General features: G+C 62.5%; 14 protein-coding genes. 4 read left to right on the top strand and 10 right to left on the bottom strand.

The genetic code is table 11. The features are described from left to right. The first annotated feature begins 26 nt into the window (after positions 1–26). Positions 27–1,535: a putative bifunctional diguanylate cyclase/phosphodiesterase gene (locus DVU_RS03400; protein WP_010938018.1), complete on the top strand. Its 1,509-nt coding sequence runs from the start codon at positions 27–29 to the stop codon at positions 1,533–1,535. Between the two features lie 218 nt (positions 1,536–1,753). Here DVU_RS03400 and DVU_RS03395 read toward each other — a convergent pair whose 3' ends face one another. The 7 genes from DVU_RS03395 to DVU_RS03365 all read right to left on the bottom strand — a co-directional run bounded on the left by DVU_RS03395 (position 1,754) and on the right by DVU_RS03365 (position 9,067). Continuing rightward, positions 1,754–2,470: an ABC transporter ATP-binding protein gene (locus tag DVU_RS03395; protein ID WP_010938017.1), complete on the bottom strand. Its 717-nt coding sequence runs from the start codon at positions 2,468–2,470 to the stop codon at positions 1,754–1,756. 13 nt (positions 2,471–2,483) lie between these two features. Continuing rightward, positions 2,484–3,251 (bottom strand): ABC transporter ATP-binding protein, encoded by a 768-nt coding sequence (locus tag DVU_RS03390; RefSeq protein ID WP_010938016.1) that lies wholly within the window; start codon positions 3,249–3,251, stop codon positions 2,484–2,486. Then, the gene (locus tag DVU_RS03385; RefSeq protein ID WP_010938015.1) at positions 3,248–4,201 is read right to left on the bottom strand and encodes a branched-chain amino acid ABC transporter permease; all 954 of its coding nucleotides are present in this window, start codon (positions 4,199–4,201) and stop codon (positions 3,248–3,250) included. The genes DVU_RS03390 and DVU_RS03385 overlap by 4 nt, the downstream gene beginning before the upstream one ends. Beyond that, the gene (locus DVU_RS03380; RefSeq protein ID WP_010938014.1) at positions 4,198–5,103 is read right to left on the bottom strand and encodes a branched-chain amino acid ABC transporter permease; all 906 of its coding nucleotides are present in this window, start codon (positions 5,101–5,103) and stop codon (positions 4,198–4,200) included. Before DVU_RS03380 ends, DVU_RS03385 begins: the two co-directional genes overlap by 4 nt. 77 nt (positions 5,104–5,180) lie before the next feature. Beyond that, positions 5,181–6,311 (bottom strand): branched-chain amino acid ABC transporter substrate-binding protein, encoded by a 1,131-nt coding sequence (locus tag DVU_RS03375; protein ID WP_010938013.1) that lies wholly within the window; start codon positions 6,309–6,311, stop codon positions 5,181–5,183. A gap of 366 nt (positions 6,312–6,677) precedes the next feature. Continuing rightward, complete coding sequence (locus DVU_RS03370) at positions 6,678–7,319, bottom strand: hypothetical protein (RefSeq protein WP_010938012.1); 642 nt, start codon at positions 7,317–7,319, stop codon at positions 6,678–6,680. Between the two features lie 83 nt (positions 7,320–7,402). After that, on the bottom strand, positions 7,403–9,067 hold the full coding sequence (locus tag DVU_RS03365; RefSeq protein ID WP_010938011.1) for a YifB family Mg chelatase-like AAA ATPase: 1,665 nt from the start codon (positions 9,065–9,067) through the stop codon (positions 7,403–7,405). A 946-nt stretch (positions 9,068–10,013) separates the two neighbouring features. Between DVU_RS03365 and DVU_RS03360 the strand changes: the two genes are divergently transcribed. The 3 genes from DVU_RS03360 (at position 10,014) to DVU_RS03350 (ending at position 12,901) form a co-directional block, all read left to right on the top strand. Next, entirely contained in the window at positions 10,014–11,066 is a 1,053-nt protein-coding gene (locus DVU_RS03360) for a DctP family TRAP transporter solute-binding subunit (protein ID WP_223295137.1), read from the top strand. A gap of 84 nt (positions 11,067–11,150) precedes the next feature. Beyond that, entirely contained in the window at positions 11,151–11,621 is a 471-nt protein-coding gene (locus DVU_RS03355; RefSeq protein ID WP_010938007.1) for a TRAP transporter small permease, read from the top strand. Continuing rightward, entirely contained in the window at positions 11,618–12,901 is a 1,284-nt protein-coding gene (locus DVU_RS03350) for a TRAP transporter large permease (RefSeq protein ID WP_010938006.1), read from the top strand. Before DVU_RS03355 ends, DVU_RS03350 begins: the two co-directional genes overlap by 4 nt. 449 nt (positions 12,902–13,350) lie before the next feature. Here the strand turns inward: DVU_RS03350 and lepB are convergent, their stop codons facing one another. The 3 genes from lepB to DVU_RS03335 form a co-directional block, all read right to left on the bottom strand. Then, the gene (lepB, locus tag DVU_RS03345) at positions 13,351–13,950 is read right to left on the bottom strand and encodes a signal peptidase I (protein ID WP_010938005.1); all 600 of its coding nucleotides are present in this window, start codon (positions 13,948–13,950) and stop codon (positions 13,351–13,353) included. A gap of 46 nt (positions 13,951–13,996) precedes the next feature. Further along, complete coding sequence (lepA, locus tag DVU_RS03340) at positions 13,997–15,802, bottom strand: translation elongation factor 4 (protein ID WP_010938004.1); 1,806 nt, start codon at positions 15,800–15,802, stop codon at positions 13,997–13,999. Between the two features lie 177 nt (positions 15,803–15,979). Then, positions 15,980–16,426 carry a cytochrome c family protein gene (locus DVU_RS03335; protein WP_010938003.1) on the bottom strand — a complete coding sequence of 149 codons (447 nt, stop codon included), beginning with the start codon at positions 16,424–16,426 and terminating at the stop codon, positions 15,980–15,982. Positions 16,427–16,795 lie beyond the last annotated feature (369 nt).

Raw genomic sequence — 16,795 nt, 5'->3', positions numbered from 1 at the left:
CTTCGGTCGAGGGGTTCGCACGCCAGGTGGAGAACACCACCCCGCTGGGCAATCGCCGCTTCGAATGGATATTCATGCGTTCAGGCGGCAGCGAGGTGCCCTGCGAGGTGACGCTGTCACCCGTCATGCAACGCGGACGAAGGATGCTGCACCTGACTGCACGCGATATTTCAGAACGTAAGAGGAACGAGGCACAGATAACGCACCTCGCCTTTCATGACAGCCTCACCGGGCTGGCCAACCGGGTGCTGTTCCTCGACAGGTTGGCCCACGCCATAGCCACCTGCCGACGCGCGCCCGACCGTAATTTCGCGGTGCTGTTCATCGACCTCGACAGGTTCAAGGTCATCAACGACAGCCTCGGACATGCCGCCGGAGATGGCCTTCTCTCGATCATCGCTTCAGCCATCGCCGCCAACATCAGGGAGACCGATACGGTCGCGCGCATCAGCGGCGACGAATTCACCGTGCTGGTGCATGAGCCGCCCTCACCGCGTTTCGCCATCAAGATGGCGCGCCGCATCCTCGAACGCATCAAGCAACCGCTCACCATCGAGGGGTTCGAACTTGTCATCTCCGCCAGCATGGGCATCGTCATCGGCAATTCGGGGTACACCGACCCGCATCAGGTGCTGCGGGATGCCGACATCGCCATGTACAAGGCGAAACGGGCAGGCAAGGACAAGCTACGCGTGTTCGGTTCCCGGATGCATGAACAGGCACTGCATGCCATGCGCCTTGAGAACGACCTGCGGCAGGCCATCGACAACGGAGACCTGTCATGCCACTACCAGCCCATCGTCAATCTCGAATCCGGTGCGCTTGAGGGATTCGAGGCTCTCGCACGCTGGCAGCACCCCACGCTGGGCAACATCCCCCCGTCCACCTTCATCCCCATCGCCGAAGACACGGGACGCATCATCCCCCTTGGCAGGGCGATGCTGCACAAGGCATGTGCCTTTGCAGCCTCCATCCGGGGCACCCTGCCGCAGGGCGACCCGGTCATTCACGTCAACCTTTCGCCGCGCCAGTTCCTTTCGAGGCAGCGGCTGCGAGAGGTCGAAGCCGCCCTTGACGCCACTGGCCTGCCACCCGAGTTGCTCGTCCTTGAAATCACCGAATCGCTGCTCATGGAGAACCCGCGCGTCGCCAAGAGCATCATGGCCGGTCTGAAGGAAATCGGGGTACGCCTCTCGCTGGACGATTTCGGCACCGGCTACTCATCCCTCGGCTCATTGCAGGACTACCCCCTCGATTCGGTCAAGATCGACCGCAGCTTCATCCGGGCCATGAATGACGGGCGCGATGCCGAACATATCGTCCGGGCCATCCTGAAACTCGTGTCGCACCTGCGGCTTGAAGCCATATGCGAAGGTGTCGAGACCACCATGCAGGCAGCCAACCTCATGGCCTTCGGGGCGACGAGGATGCAGGGCTTTCTCTTCGCGAAGCCCATGCCTTCCGAGAAGGCCCGGTCACTGCTTGAAAGACTCGCCCTCGGTGAACGCTTCACCCTCACGGGCATGGGCAGCTGACGCCCCGTTTCTGGGGCCGCCCAGATACGCGGCTGCCCGCTCGGCAGATGCCCCTCCATACGCAACGGGGCTCTTCCCTCATGAGTGGCGCCACGACGTGGCATGGTGAGACCAAACCGCTTCATGACGTGCACGAGACTTCGACAGCCACAACGACGAAGCCCCCTTGGAGGGGGCTTCGTCATTCCTTGTAGACACAATGGGGCGAAGGCAAGGTACTACTCGCCGCCACCGCCCAGATAGGCCGCCTGCACCTCGGGATTGGCAAGCAACGAGGCGGCAGAGTCTTCCATCACCACCCGGCCCACCTCCATCACGTAACCACGTGTGGCCAGCTTGAGGGCGGCACGGGCGTTCTGTTCCACCAGCACCACGGTGACGCCTGACTGATTGATGGTGCGCACCGTGTCGAAGATGGACTTGACGAGGATGGGGGCAAGGCCGAGCGACGGTTCGTCGAGCAACAGCACCTTGGGGTCGCCCATGAGCGCCCGACCGATGGCGAGCATCTGCTGCTCACCGCCGGAAAGCGTGCCAGCCAGCTGCCCACGGCGTTCCTCAAGACGGGGAAAGAGCTCGAAAATCCATCCCAGCGTGCGCTCCACCCGCGCCTTGTCGCGGCACGTGAACGCGCCAAGATACAGGTTCTCCAGCACGGAAAGCGTACCGAACACCCGCCGCCCCTCGGGAGACTGGGTGATGCCACGTGCCACGACCTCATGGCTGTGCAGCTTGTGCAACGGCTCGTCCCTGAAGAACACCCCGCCTTCCGACGGCTTCACGAGACCGCTTATGCTCATGAGCGTGGTGGTCTTGCCCGCCCCGTTGGCACCGAGGATGGTGACGATTTCGCCTTCATCAACCCGGATGTCGATGCCGTGCAGCGCTTCGACATTGCCGTATTTCACATGCAGATTGCGTAGTTCGAGAAACATTGTATCTCCGGGATCAGATGTCGGAATCGGCCCCGAGGTAGGCTTCGATGACACGCGGGTCGCGCTTGATGACCGATGGCGTACCTTCGGCGATGAGTGCGCCATACTCGAGCACCACCAGCTTCTCGCACACCTTCATCACCAGACTCATGTCGTGCTCGATGAGCAGCACGGATATGCCCCTGTCGCGGATGGCGCGTATGGTGCCGATGAGGGCAGCCGTCTCCTGGTCGTTCATGCCTCCCGCGGGTTCGTCGAGGATGATGAACCGGGGGTCGGTGGCGAGGGCACGCGCAATCTCGAGCAACCGCTGGTTCCCGTACGAGAGGTTCTTGGCGAGGTTGTCGTGCTGGTCGGCGAGACCCACGAACTCGAGTTCGCGCACGGCCCTCTCGATGGCCCGTTTCTCTTCGCGCCGGTGCCCCGCCGTGCCCAGCATGGCCGAGAACACCCCTGCCGTCATACGGCAGTGGCAGCCAGCCAGCACGTTCTCCATGACCGACATGTTCTGGAACAGCCGTATGGTCTGGAAGGTGCGGGCGATGCCCATCTGCACGATGCGGTGCGTGAGCAGCCCCTTGATGGCCCTGCCGTCGAAGAAGATGTCACCCGAGTCGGGCTTGTAGTTGCCGGTGATGAGGTTGAACACCGTGGTCTTGCCCGCCCCGTTGGGGCCGATGAGACCGACGATGGAACCCTCGTCCACGTCGAACGAGACGCTGTTGACCGCCACAAGACCACCAAAGGTCTTGGTCAGGTTGCGCAGGCTGAGAAGGCTCATGCGGCCTCCTTCGTACGCAGCAGGTTGTCGATGCGGTACTTGCGCGGCAGGGGCGGCAACATGCCTTGCGGTCTGAAGATCATCATCACGACCATGGCAAGGCCGAAGATGAGCATCCGGGCACTGGCGAAGTCGCGGAACAGTTCAGGCAGGCCTATGAGCAGAAAGGCTCCCAGCAGCACGCCACGGTTGCTCCCGCCGCCCAGGATGACGATGGCGAACAGCACCACCGACTCCCAGAACGAGAAGGACTCCGGCGAGATGATGGTCATCTTGGCGGCATAGAACGTACCCGTCATGCCCGCCCACAGTGCCCCCAGAACGAAGGCCGCAAGCTTGTAGTAGGCGGTGTCGACCCCGCTGCCCTCGGCAGCCACATCGTCCTCCTTGATGTAGTTGAGCGCCCGGCCGAAGCGGGAGCACTCAAGACGCCTGAAGAGCAGGATGCTGATCGCGACCCATGTCCATATCAGATAATAGAACTGGATGGGCTTGGATATCTTGTAGCCGAAGAGCATGGGACGCGAGATGCCGAAGATGCCGTTGGCCCCGCCCGTGATGCCGAAGACGTTGTTGATGAGCGCGATGCGCACTATCTCCACGATGCCGATGGTGACGATGAGCAGATAGTCACCCCGCAGGTGGATGATGGGCCGCGCCACCACCAGTGCGAAGAGGGCCGCCAGCAGACCGGCGACAGGCATCGTCCACAGGACGGGCACATGGTAGACGGTGTTGAGGATGGCCGCCGTATAGGCACCCACCGCATAGAAGGCGGCATGGCCCATGTGGAACAGGCCCGCCTGCCCGAGGATGAGGTTCAGCGACAGCGCGAGGACGGCATACAGGCCGATGCTCACGCACACGTCCGTCCAGTAGGGGTCGAGAAAGAGGGGCAGCACGGCGATGAGCACCGCAAGCCCCGCGTAGCTTGCCTTGCGCGATATCATATCTTGTCGGCCACCCTTTCGCCGAGAAGGCCCGTGGGCCTGATGATCAGGATGAGGATGAGGACGAGGAAGGCGATGGCGTCTTTCCACGCGATGGAGATGTATGCCGCACCGAGGGCCTCGATGACGCCCAGCAGAAGACCGCCCACCATGGCACCGGGGATGTTGCCGATGCCACCGAGGATGGCGGCGGTGAAGGCCTTGAGGCCGTACACCCACCCCATGGTGAAGTCTATCTGCCCATAGTAGAGGCCTACCATGACGCCTGCGGCGCCACCCAGTGCAGGGCCGATCATGAACACCAGCGCGATGACCCGGTTCACGTCGATGCCCATGAGCTTGGCCGCGCCCTGGTCGATGGCCACGGCGCGGATGGCAGTGCCCGTGCGGGTGCGGTGGATGAAGAAATGCAGAAGCAGCATGAGCGCCACAGAAGCACCGAACATCATGATGCGCACCAGAGGGATGTCCATGCCGAAGAAGCTCACGGCCATGGTGGGCCTGATGTCGTTGGGGTAGACTTGGAACTTGGCACCGTAGATGAGCATCACGGCGTTCTGGAAGAAGATGGAGGCACCAAGCGCAGAGACCACGGCAGAGAGGCGGCTTGACGAGCGCAATGGCCGGTAGGCCACACGTTCAAGCAGATAGCCGATGAGTGCCACAAGCCCCATGACCATGGTCGTGACCAGCAATACGGCCACCGCCCCGGAGACATGCCCCGAAAGCCCCAGCGCGGCGAACACCGTGAACCCGAGATAGGCTCCGATGGTGAACAGGTCGCCATGCGCGAAGTTGATGAGTTTGAGCACGCCGTACACCATGGTGTACCCGAGGGCGATGAGGGCGTAGATGCCCCCCACCGCGAGGCCGTTGGTCAACTGTTGCAGGAATTCTTCCATGTGTCCCTCTACCGTGATGCCCGGAAGCGCCACGCGCGAAAGGGGCGGCCCAAGGCCGCCCCGTGTGGTCGTTGAGGCTAACGCTGCAGGACGAATTCGCCTTCGGCGTTGACGTCGTACACGCGGTACAGGTCGCCTACGCGGTCGCCCTTTTCGTTGAAGGATATCTGCCCCGAAAGACCGGGGTAGTTCTTGAGCTGGGTCTTCAGGTACGTGGCGATGCCGGCGCCGTCGGCCTTGCCGCCCTTCTGCACGGCTTCGACGATGACCTTGAAGGCGTCACCGGCAAGCACAGACCACACCGAGTTGGGCAGGGCGTTGTGCTTGGCCTTGTATGCGGCGAGGAAGGCCTTGGCTTCGGCGGTGTCGAAGTCCTGCGGCACGGGCGGGCTGAGGAAGAAGTAGCCCTTGGCGGCGGCCTTGCCCGCAATCTTGACCAGGTCGAGGTTGTTGGCGGCGTCGCCACCCATCATGGGCACGTTCCACTTCATCTCCATCTTCTGACGCAGCAGCATGCCCACTTCGGGGTAGTAGCCCGTGAAGAAGATGATGTCGGGGTTGGCGGCCTTGAGCTTGGTCAGGATGGCGGTGTAGTCGCGCTCACCGGGGGTGAGGGCATCGTAGAACACGATCTTGGTGCCGTCCTTGTCGAGCAGAGCCTTGGTCTCGTCGGCGAGGCCCTTGGCGTAGGACGAGTTGTCATGCAGCAGGGCAACGGCCTTGTAGCCCTTGTTCTTGATGACCTTGGCGGCGACGCGACCCTGTTCGTCGTCACGCGGGCAGGTGCGCAGGAAGAGCTTGAGGCCCTTTTCGGTAAGGCGCACGTTGGTCGACCCGGTGGCTATCTGGGCGATGCCCGCCTCGTCGTAGATGTTCTGGGAGGCTTCGGTCACAGCCGAGCCATAGGTGCCGATGACGGCGGTAACACCGGAGGTGGAAAGCTTCTGTGCGGCGAGTGCTGCAGTGCGCGGGTCGCCACCGTCGTCCTCGACGATCAGTTCGACCTTGTTGCCGTTGATGCCCCCGGCCTTGTTCACCTCTTCAGCCAGCAGTTCGACAATGTTGCGCATGTCCTGCCCTTCACTGGCCCATTTGCCGGTCAGCGGACACATGAGCCCCACACGCACCGGCCCGGCGGCGAACGCCGTCGCAGCCATGAGCAGCGACGTGACCATGCAGACCGCCAGCAACCTGACGACACCCTTCATACGAACCTCCCGGGGCCATGCCCCACGCGCTACACTGTTCTACCCTATACGTTTCCTCGCCGTGACGGTGGTCGTGGGGTCGACTTTCCAACCCCCTGCACCCAACCTAGCCTAAAGACACATTATTGTCAAAAGACCCTGTGGACATTCCGTTTTCACTGGCCGCCCGACGACATTTTGCGAAAAAACAAGTTGTAGCGCCATGATATCGTCGCACCCTCTGGCCGTGTTCTCACGACCGCCAGGTGAAGCACACCTGCCCCTGCACGCGGTGAGAAAGAGGAAGAGGCACCGGGCTGCACCGGCTTCATCCGCCATACCCTGTGCGTGCCGATGATGCCCTCAGGGCCAGCCTCATAGCCAGCCTCAGGGCCGGACGAGACAGGCATCGGCTTCACTGCCGGGTGCACCGGGCTGATACTCTGCCCGCTTCAGCAAGACGCCCACCACGCCGGGGCGTTTCCACGTCTTCAGCCAGCGGCGGTACTGCCCCTCGCTTCCCAGTGCCGATGTGGGTTCGTGCGGCAGGTGGCGCACATGCGGGAACGTCTTCTCATGGACGCAGAAAAGGTCGGCCAGCAGATTGATCTGACGCCACAACGGCAGGGAGGAGTGTCGCACGTCGATGATACGGAAATGGCAAGCCCCTTGCGCAGCGCGCACGATGACACCTTCGATGCCCGACGGCTGACTCGGCGTCGCGCCCGTCGTCGAGTCCGGCACGGAGTCCGCTCCGTGCGGTGGGACGCCCCCCTGCGTTGCCAGTCCCGCCAGCAACGCGGCCCAGACTCCGGTCAACTCGTCCACGAGGTGGGGCGCTTCAACCTGTACACCGTCGCCATCCACCAACTCGGCCGTGGCAGGGTCGAAGACGGCCCGTGTCCCGCCGATGACGGGGCAATGATAGGTGCCTGTCAACGGCCCCCCGCAACGGGTGCGGAACCCCTCGATGTCGGAGCCAAAGACCAAAGGGCGCAAGGTGCTGTGCGCCATGCGTGAAAGCTGCATTCCATATCTCCATCATGTCGGATTTCCGATGACTACGCCAAGAGAACGGCACGGGCAAGCCGGGGAGTCGTCACAGGTGCCCGCTACATGCGCTCCCTGTCCAGTACGCGGCAGTTGATGGCCTCCGCGAGATGGCGCACCTGCAGGGGTTCGCTCCCGTCAAGGTCGGCGATGGTGCGGGCTATGCGCAGGATGCGGGTATAGGCGCGGGCCGAAAGGGCGAGCGAATGCACGGCCTTGCCCAGAAAGGTATGCTCGGGCGTACCCAGTCGGCAATGCTCCTCAAGGAGTGCGCCCCCGAGGTCGGCATTGGTGCGGCAGTGCGTTCCGGCGAAACGTGCCGTCTGTACCGCACGCGCCGCCATGATACGTTCGCGCATCTCAGCCGAAGATGTGCCGCCCTTGACACTTCTCAAGTCCTCCCACGGCACGGCTGGCACCTCCACATGCAGGTCGATGCGGTCGAGCAACGGCCCGGAAAGACGGGCGCGGTAGCGTTGCACCTGCATGGTGGAGCATGTGCAGGCATGGGTTGCGTCGGTGGCATAGCCGCACGGGCACGGGTTCATGGCCGCCACCAGCATGCAGTCCGCAGGATAGGTGAGTGTCTGCATGGCACGCGAGATGGTCACGACACCATCCTCCAGCGGCTGCCGCAGCACTTCCAGTGCGGTCTTGCGAAACTCCGGCAACTCGTCGAGGAACAGCACCCCCCGGTGCGCCAGCGACACCTCGCCCGGACGCGGATACGCGCCACCGCCCGCGAGGCCGACCTCCGACACGGTATGGTGCGGCGCCCTGAAGGGACGTTGCGACACCAGCCCCTGCCCCGCGTCGAGCAACCCCGCCACGCTATAGACCTTGGTCACTTCAAGGGCGTCTGCCGGGGTGAGAGGGGGCAGCACGGAGGGTATGCGCTGCGCCAGCATCGTCTTGCCGCTGCCGGGCGGGCCGATGAAGAGCAGATTGTGCGCCCCCGCCGCCGCAATCTCGATGGCCCGCTTGGCGTGCTCCTGCCCCTTCACCTCTGCGAAATCATAGAGATGCACTCCGCCTGCGCCCTGTGCCATGCCGGGTGGCACGGCCCGGACAAGGTCGCCTTCACCGGCAAGAAACGCCACGACCTCGCCAAGCGTCGACGCGCCATACGCGGCGATGCCATCCACGACGGCGGCCTCGGCGGCATTGACCTTGGGCACGATGATACCGCGGATGGTTCCGTCATGCCCGGCAGTTGCCGACCGGGTGTCGGCGGGCCGGACGCCAGCGGGCTGTGCGTCTGTCTGTCGGGCGCAGGAAGATACGCCCTCGGGATGCGCCTTCGGGGGCTGCCCTGCCGCCGCGCGCGCCGCCTCGTCGCGGGCGAGGATGGCAACGGGAAGGATGCCGGGCACGGGCTTCAACTCGCCAGCCAGCGAAAGTTCACCGGCGAAGAACCACCCGCGGGTGCTTCCCTCGGGGATGATGCCCGCAGCCTCCAGAAGGGCCACCGCCAGCGGCAGGTCGTAGCCGCTGCCGCCCTTGCGCCGGTCTGCCGGGGCGAGATTGACGGTGATGCGCGCTGGCGGCAACCGCAGCCCGACGGCACGCAATGCCGCCATGACGCGTTCACGCGCCTCGCGCACGGCCCCCTCTGCAAGACCGACCAGCGTGAAGGCTGGCATCCCCTGCCGTGCGAAGTCCACCTCAAGGTCTACCCGTGTGGCGTCCACCCCCTGAAGGGCTGCGCAAGCCACTCTAGCTATCATCACGCCCCCTGCCGGAGGATGCGTCACATCCCCCCGTCGACGTTAACCAAACAGTATCGGAAACGTCTTTCGATATAGCAAAGTGCCCGCACCCGCAACGCGACGGGAACGGTGCACGTCCGCGGCAGTGAAAACAGCAATACCAGCGGAATACTATACTGTAACGAGACAAGGCTATTCCGGGCCTTCCGGGGTACCCCTGTCACAAACGGGCCGGGTAGAGGTCCCTTTCACGGGTCGCTCTTCAGAATCCATGCACAAGGCGTTGTGCCCACCACCAAATGGCACCAAGAGCAACTACACGACAATGTCGCGCATCATGTCCCCACGATGCGCGACAGCCCGTATGCAGCTATTTTCCGGCAGTGTGCAGAGACTTGGGTGAAGAGACACCCCAAGCGGCCCTGCGGGACTCGAGAGGTTCTTGATTGTCGACGAGGTGATAGGGGCGCGCCCATCCAAGCCACTGCGACAGGCCGGGTGGCCTTCTATGCGCTCACTCCTGGCTGCGCCAAGCGCTGTTTCCAACACGGCTTCCAGTATTGCGGGACGCCACCGGGGACGATTCCCCTAAAAACATCCTCATCGCCGTCAAGAAGCGCTTTAAGTTCAGATGCCGATACGATAGGGTTCTTCCTGAGCATGAAAGATTCCCCCAGAAGTTGCGGTTCGGTGGTATGCCCCACATTTGATATGGTATTTCTTCTTTCTGAAGAGCCCACCACGACCATCGCGTACCGCTTTACCATGACTTGACGTCATCCTTTTCACCTGACGAACCTACCGTCAGGTAACGATTGCCGGTGGAGCGCCATTACAATGGCGTGAAGCCTTCTCTATGTGCCATGTGGCACTGTGTGCGCTTTCCAACAGGACAGCAGATGCAGGACGGAGCATCGCGGCATCCGGCCGTACAAGAGCCGATGTCTGGTGAACATGGGGGCTTTTGCAAATCAACGACAGCATCATAGGGGAATTGCGCATGAAGAGATTCGTTGTCCTGCTCGCGTTGTGTCTGGTGTTCACCTCGCTCACGGTGAACGCTGCTGAGTACAAACCGGAATATCGCCTTTCCACGGTTCTCGGACCAGCCTTTCCGTGGGGCCGCGCGGCCGAGCGCTGGGCCAATCTGGTCCGCGAAAATACCGAAGGCCGGATCAACATCAAGGTATATCCCGGCACAAGTCTTGTCGGCGGCGACCAGACCAAGGAGTTCACCGCCATCCGCCAGGGAGTGATAGACATGGCCGTTGGCTCGTCCATCAACTGGTCGCCTCAGGTCAAGCAGCTCAACCTGTTCTCCCTGCCCTTCCTCATGCCCGACGAGAAGGCCTTTGACGCCCTGACCACAGGCCCCGTGGCCGCTGACATCTTCGCCATCCTCGACAAGCAGGGAGTGGTACCGCTGGCCATTGGCGAAAACGGCTTCCGCGAACTTTCCAACTCCAAGGTGAACGTCACGTCCCCGGCTGACCTGAAGGGTCTCAAGATCCGCGTTGTCGGCTCTCCCATCTTCATCGACGGTTTCACCGCACTGGGCGCCAACCCGACCCAGATGAGCTGGGCCGACGCACAACCGGCCCTGGCTACCAAGGCCGTCGACGGTCAGGAGAACCCCCTGTCCGTGTTCAATGCCGCCAAGCTGCACACCGTCGAGCAGAAGTACCTGACCCTTTGGGGCTACATGGCCGACCCGCTGTTCTATGTGGTCAGCAAGAAGGTATGGGAAGAATGGAGCGAGGCCGACCGGGCCATCGTGGCTGAAGCGGCCAAGCAAACGGCTGCCGAGAACCTGATCGACGCGCGCAAGGGCATCACCCCTGAGGACGACTCCCTGCTCAAGGAGATTGAAAAGAACGGCGTGACCGTCACCCGCCTTACGGACGAGCAGCGCAAGCCGTTTCAGAAAGCCACCCGCCCCGTCTTCGACAAATGGGCGGAAGTGGTCGGAAAAGATCTGGTGAAGAAGGCCGAGGACGCCATCGCCGCATCCCGTTAGGAATCCCGCGGCCCGCCCCGGCGGCGGGCCGCTTCCGTGACGGCGGGTCGTCCCGCCGTCTCTCGCCGACGCCAAGGAACTTCCATGGAACCCACCAAGAAACAGCCCGCCCGCATCGAGCGTGCGCTGGCCGCGCTGGTCATGGCCGCGCTGACGCTCATCACGGGTGCCAACGTCGTCATGCGCTACTGCACCAACGTCTCATTCGCCATGACCGAAGAGGTCTCGGTCTTTCTGCTCATGGTCCTGACTCTGGTCGGTGCCGTGTCCGCCTTTGCCGAAGGCCGCCACGTGCGCATCACGCTGTTCGTGAACTCCCTTCCCGACACAGGCCGCAAGGTCTGCAACGCTCTGGCATGGATGTGCAACGTCGCCATGTTCGGCATGCTGACGTGGCTCGCGGCCCTGGTCGCCTGGGACGACTACTCCTTCGAAGTGACATCTCCGGCCCTCGGCGTGCCGCAATGGTGGTACAGCGGCTGGCTTCCGCTGGCCGCCGCCGTCATCGTGCTGCGCCTTGTCCTGATGCTTTTCCAGCGCAGGGGCAAGGCATGACCATCCTCCTTTTCGGACTGTTCGCAGTCATGATGTTCATCGGCGTGCCTCTGGCCACGGCCATGGGTCTATCCGCCACGGTGGCCATCGCCGCAGCCAAGCTCGGCCTGCTGTCCGTGCCCATCAGCGTATACACGGGCGTGGCCAAGTATCCCCTGCTGGCCATTCCGATGTTCATCTTCGCTGGCATGGTGTTCGAGCGATCCGGCGTGGCCCTGCGGCTCGTCAATTTCACCGTCGCTCTCGTGGGTCCGCTGCGCGGGGGTCTGGCCATCGCGTCCATCATGGTCTGCATGGTTCTGGGCGGCATTTCCGGCTCCGGACCCGCCGACGCTGCGGCCGTGGCCATGGTCATGATACCGGGGATGGCGGCCGCGGGATACCCCAAGGCATTCTCCGCTGGCCTCATCGCCGCCGCGGGGTCGACGGCCATCCTCATCCCGCCGTCAATCGCCTTCATCCTCTACAGCGTGCTCGTGCCGCAGGCGTCCGTACCGGCCCTGTTCGCGGCGGGCCTCATCCCGGGCTTTCTGGCGGGCATAGCTCTCATCATCCCGGCGTGGGCCCTGTCCGTGCGGCACGGCTTCGGCCTCGTTGGCGACGACGCGTCCTGCGGAAGCATCCTCATCGCCTTCAAGGAAGCCATCTGGGGGCTTCTCGCGCCAGTCATCATCCTCGGCGGCATCCGGTCCGGCTACTTCACGCCGACCGAGGCCGCCGTGGCCGCCGTGTTCTACGGGCTGTTCGTGGGCTTCTTCGTGTACCGCACGCTGACCCTGCGTGGCATCTACGAACTGCTTGTGGAGTCGGCAGAAGTTTCGGCCGTGGTGATGATGATCATCGCGCTGTCCTCGGTCTTCGCGTGGGCAGGCAGCACGCTGGGCGCCTTCGAGGCCATGGGCAATGCGCTCATCGGCATCTCGACCAGCGAGACGATGACGCTTCTGGCCGTGGTTCTGGTGCTGATCATCGCCGGAATGTTCCTTGACGGCGTGTCCATCCTGTTCATCTTCATACCGATTCTGCTGCCGGTGATGACCCATTTCGGCTGGAACGCCGTGTGGTTCGGCGTGATCATGACCATGTGTCTGGCCATTGGCCAGTTCACGCCGCCCCTGGCGCTGAATCTCATGGTCACGACCCGCATCGCGGACATCGGCATAGAGGAGACCGTGCCATGGGTGCTCTGGTTCGTGCTTGCCATGACCATCGCCATGTTGCTGGTGGTTTTCGTGCCGCAGTTGGCCACCCTGGTTCCCGGTCATCTAGGATATCTCTGACCAGAATCGCGGCGTCACGCGATCCAAACACCTCCGCCTGTCAATGCACCGTCATGTAGCGACAACAGGCTCAGGGGACCTGTCCCTGAGCCTGCTTCGTGAATGGGGTCCTACCCCGCGCCACACAAGGCGGTTGCTCCTTGCCCCGTGCATGTGGCGCAAGGGTTGCGTCCTCTGCACCCGGGAGGCATACATTTCTTCGACGATGGTCGCCCTTTGAGAGTGAAGAGAGGCAACCGCGCAATCACACCATCATCCATGGTGGCAATTGACCTGCGATATGGCACGCAGGGGAAGATACCCAATTGGTTTCATAGACCGCCCTCCTCCGGGCGAGGGGGCTAGATACGCAATACGGCAACACCAGCCGTTCCCCTTATGCTATCGGACTCCATCAATGAGAAAGGGAGGCGTTACCGCCTCCCTTTTCAGCATATTGACTGTCGCCGCTAGTGCAGCACGTTGCCGACACGCTCCCAGCGCACGTTGCCGAGACCTTCCCACGACCAGTAGATGATCCATGCCCTGCCGTGGATGGCGGTACGGTCGACGAATCCCCAGAAGCGCGAGTCCTGCGAATCGTCGCGGTTGTCGCCCATGGCGAAGTACTTGCCCTCGGGCACCGTCACCGGGCCGTAGTTGTCGCGTACGCCCGGCTGCACCACATCGCCTTCGGAGTGACGGATGTACGACTCCTCGACCTTCTCGCCGTTGCGGTACAACTGCTTGTCGCGCACCTCGATGACATCGCCGGGAACGCCCACGATACGTTTGATGTAGTCGATGGACGGATTGTTGGGATATTCGAAGACGATGATGTCGCCGCGCTTGGGGTCCTTGCCCTTGATCATGTACTCGTGGGTGAAGGGTATCTTCACGCCGTACAGGAACTTGTTCACCAGCAGATGGTCGCCTATCTGGAGCGTCTCAAGCATGGAACCCGAAGGTATCTTGTACGCCTGTACCACGAAGGTACGGATGAACATGGCGAGGACGAAGGCGACAAGCAACGCTTCGATGTATTCCAGCAGCAGATTCTTCTGAGCCATTGAGGATGCCTCCGAAACCGCACTCTGCGTGCGGCGGTGGCGGGCGTTATTCGTCGCCCACCTGCAACGCCGCGAGGAATGCCTCCTGCGGCAGTTCGACGTTACCCATGCGCTTCATGCGGCGCTTCCCTTCCTTCTGCTTTTCGAGCAGCTTGCGCTTACGCGTGATGTCGCCGCCGTAGCACTTGGCGGTCACGTTCTTGCGCATGGCGGAGATGGTCTCGCGGGCGATGACCTTCTGCCCGATGGCCGCCTGGATGGCCACCTCGAAAAGCTGACGGGGGATGGTGCGTTTCAGCTTGAGGGCCAGCGCACGGCCATAGTGATACGCCTTGTCGCGGTGCACGATGACCGCGAGGGCGTCCACCGCCTCTCCGTTGATGAGGATGTCGAGACGGACGAGACTGGACTCGCGGTAGTCGACGGGCTCGTAGTCCATCGAGGCATAGCCCTTGGTGCCCGACTTCAGCCTGTCGAAGAAGTCGAACACGATCTCGGCGAACGGCAACTCATAGGTTATCACCACGCGGTTGGCCGCGATGTAGCCCATGTTCTTCTGGATGCCGCGCTTCTCTTCGCACAGCTTGAGCACGTTGCCCACGAACTCGTTGGGTACGTGGATGTCCATGCGGACATACGGCTCGTAGAGCGACGTGATGCGCGTGGGGTCGGGCAGCTTGGAGGGGTTGTCGATATCCTGCGTCTTGCCGTCCACGGTCTCGACCTTGTAGATGACCGAGGGGGCGGTGGCGATGAGGTCGACCTGGAACTCGCGCTCGAGCCGCTCCTGAATGATCTCCATGTGCAAGAGACCGAGGAAGCCGCACCGGAAGCCGAAGCCGAGGGCCTGCGACGTCTCCGGCTCATAGGAGAAGGCGGCGTCGTTGAGTTGCAGCTTCTCCAGCGAGGCCTTCAGCGGCTCATACTCTGCGGCATCGGTGGGGTACAGGCCGCAGAAGACCATGGGCTGTACCTCTTTGAAGCCCGGCACAGGCTCCGAAGCGGGCCTGTCGGTGTGGGTGATGGTGTCACCCACCTTCGCGTCGCCCAGTTCCTTGATGTTGGCGCACAGAAAGCCCACCTCGCCCGCGCCGAGTTCGGCCACGTCGACGATGTCAGGCGAGAACACGCCGAGGCGAATCACCTCGTAACTCTTCTCGGTGGCGAACATGCGAACGCGGTCGCCCTTGCGCAGCACACCGTCCATGACGCGGAAGAGCACCACAACGCCCTGATACGAGTCATACCACGAGTCGAAGATGAGAGCCTTGAGCGGCGCATTGAGGTTGCCCTCCGGCGCGGGAAGGCGCTCGACGATGGCTTCCAGCACCTTGTCGACGTTCATGCCCGTCTTGGCGCTGACGGCGATGGCATCGGTGCAGTCGAGGCCTATGCTCTCCTCGATTTCGGCCTTCACCCTGTCCACATCGGAACTGGGCAGGTCTATCTTGTTGAGCACGGGGATGATGTCGTGGTCGTGGTCGAGGGCGAGGTAGACGTTCGCCAGCGTCTGGGCCTCTACGCCCTGCGACGCGTCGACGACGAGCAACGCACCGTCGCATGCAGCAAGGGAACGCGACACTTCATAGTTGAAGTCGACGTGACCGGGCGTGTCGATGAGATTGAGGATGTACTTGCGCCCCGTCTTCGAAGTGAACGGAATGCGCACTGTCTGGGCCTTGATGGTGATGCCGCGCTCACGTTCAAGGTCCATACGGTCGAGGTACTGATCGCGCTTCTCACGGTCGCTGACGAGACCGGTGACTTCGAGGATACGGTCGGCAAGTGTGGACTTGCCGTGGTCGATGTGCGCGATGATACTGAAATTGCGGATGTGTTCCTGCCTGGGCATAGCCTCGTGTGCCGCCATGCGGCGGCGCGCCTCCTGAAGGTGTGTGATGCGGGCGCAGAAACGCCCGGAGCGGCCCGCGCTGGGGTCGCAGCGGGTGGAGAATCAGACCCCATACGGCATTTGCCGCCGGAAGTCCAACGCCGCCCGGCCTACCGCGCCAGCCCCCGGGCCGTCACATCAATGCGCCCCGCTATGCAACAGGGGCTTGTAGCCGAACGACCGGACGCGGCTTGCATCATGGCACCCTTCGCAGGTCTTCATGTCGGGCTTGCCGATGGATGCGGCATCGCCGTTTGCCACGTGGTCGCCCCCCGGCCCATGACAGGACTCACATCCCACATCGGCAAGGTGCGGCGTGGCCTCATGGTTGACGAAACCGCCCTTGCCGTAGCCTGTCGTATGGCAGGCATAACACCCGGCAAGTTCCTCCGCCGTCAGCTTGGAGGCCATGCGTTCCACACTGTGCCACGAACCGGCCTTCTTGGAATGCTTGACGAAACGCTCGTACTCGCCTTCATGGCAGTCCTTGCACGCTGCCGTGCCCACATAGCGGGCGGCATCGGCATACGCACATGAAAAGACCAAGAAAAACGTGCTCAAGACAACGTTTCGGAAAACAGTCATAGCGCCCCCAGATTACGGAACCATCCAGCGAGACATGCAACTCCACCAGAGAAGTCCAGATAGCCTCATAGCTGCACCACGGTCAACGGTGACAGACCTCGTCTGTGTCGTATTCATGCACGAACATTCCCGAAAAGATGCAACACTGAAGATTTTGCTCGCCGCACCCTTGGGCAGCTCCAATGTGAGATGCACACAGACGAACATGCGCCACATCAGGAACGCCAGCCTATCACAGGGCTACTGGCGACAACAAGACACGCTTCCGATGCAGCGAGTACCCGCATCAGCGCACGAAAGAAAAACGCCGTGCGGGGGTTGCGCAATGTCCTGCACCTGTACGCCGGAACAAGAGATACGAGCAGATTC

Source organism: Nitratidesulfovibrio vulgaris str. Hildenborough, from assembly GCF_000195755.1.
Lineage (GTDB): Bacteria > Desulfobacterota > Desulfovibrionia > Desulfovibrionales > Desulfovibrionaceae > Nitratidesulfovibrio > Nitratidesulfovibrio vulgaris.
This window is presented reverse-complemented; position numbering and strand designations above follow the sequence as displayed.

What these genes read in the sequence shown, in the direction of transcription:
- lepA (WP_010938004.1), bottom strand. Translation starts at nt 15,802, where the DNA reads ATGCCCAGGCAGGAACACATCCGCAATTTCAGTATCATCGCGCACATC.
- lepB (WP_010938005.1), bottom strand. Translation starts at nt 13,950, where the DNA reads ATGGCTCAGAAGAATCTGCTGCTGGAATACATCGAAGCGTTGCTTGTC.
- DVU_RS03335 (WP_010938003.1), bottom strand. Translation starts at nt 16,426, where the DNA reads ATGACTGTTTTCCGAAACGTTGTCTTGAGCACGTTTTTCTTGGTCTTT.
- DVU_RS03365 (WP_010938011.1), bottom strand. Translation starts at nt 9,067, where the DNA reads ATGATAGCTAGAGTGGCTTGCGCAGCCCTTCAGGGGGTGGACGCCACA.
- DVU_RS03390 (WP_010938016.1), bottom strand. Translation starts at nt 3,251, where the DNA reads ATGAGCCTTCTCAGCCTGCGCAACCTGACCAAGACCTTTGGTGGTCTT.
- DVU_RS03370 (WP_010938012.1), bottom strand. Translation starts at nt 7,319, where the DNA reads ATGCAGCTTTCACGCATGGCGCACAGCACCTTGCGCCCTTTGGTCTTT.
- DVU_RS03375 (WP_010938013.1), bottom strand. Translation starts at nt 6,311, where the DNA reads ATGAAGGGTGTCGTCAGGTTGCTGGCGGTCTGCATGGTCACGTCGCTG.
- DVU_RS03380 (WP_010938014.1), bottom strand. Translation starts at nt 5,103, where the DNA reads ATGGAAGAATTCCTGCAACAGTTGACCAACGGCCTCGCGGTGGGGGGC.
- DVU_RS03350 (WP_010938006.1), top strand. Translation starts at nt 11,618, where the DNA reads ATGACCATCCTCCTTTTCGGACTGTTCGCAGTCATGATGTTCATCGGC.
- DVU_RS03395 (WP_010938017.1), bottom strand. Translation starts at nt 2,470, where the DNA reads ATGTTTCTCGAACTACGCAATCTGCATGTGAAATACGGCAATGTCGAA.
- DVU_RS03385 (WP_010938015.1), bottom strand. Translation starts at nt 4,201, where the DNA reads ATGATATCGCGCAAGGCAAGCTACGCGGGGCTTGCGGTGCTCATCGCC.
- DVU_RS03355 (WP_010938007.1), top strand. Translation starts at nt 11,151, where the DNA reads ATGGAACCCACCAAGAAACAGCCCGCCCGCATCGAGCGTGCGCTGGCC.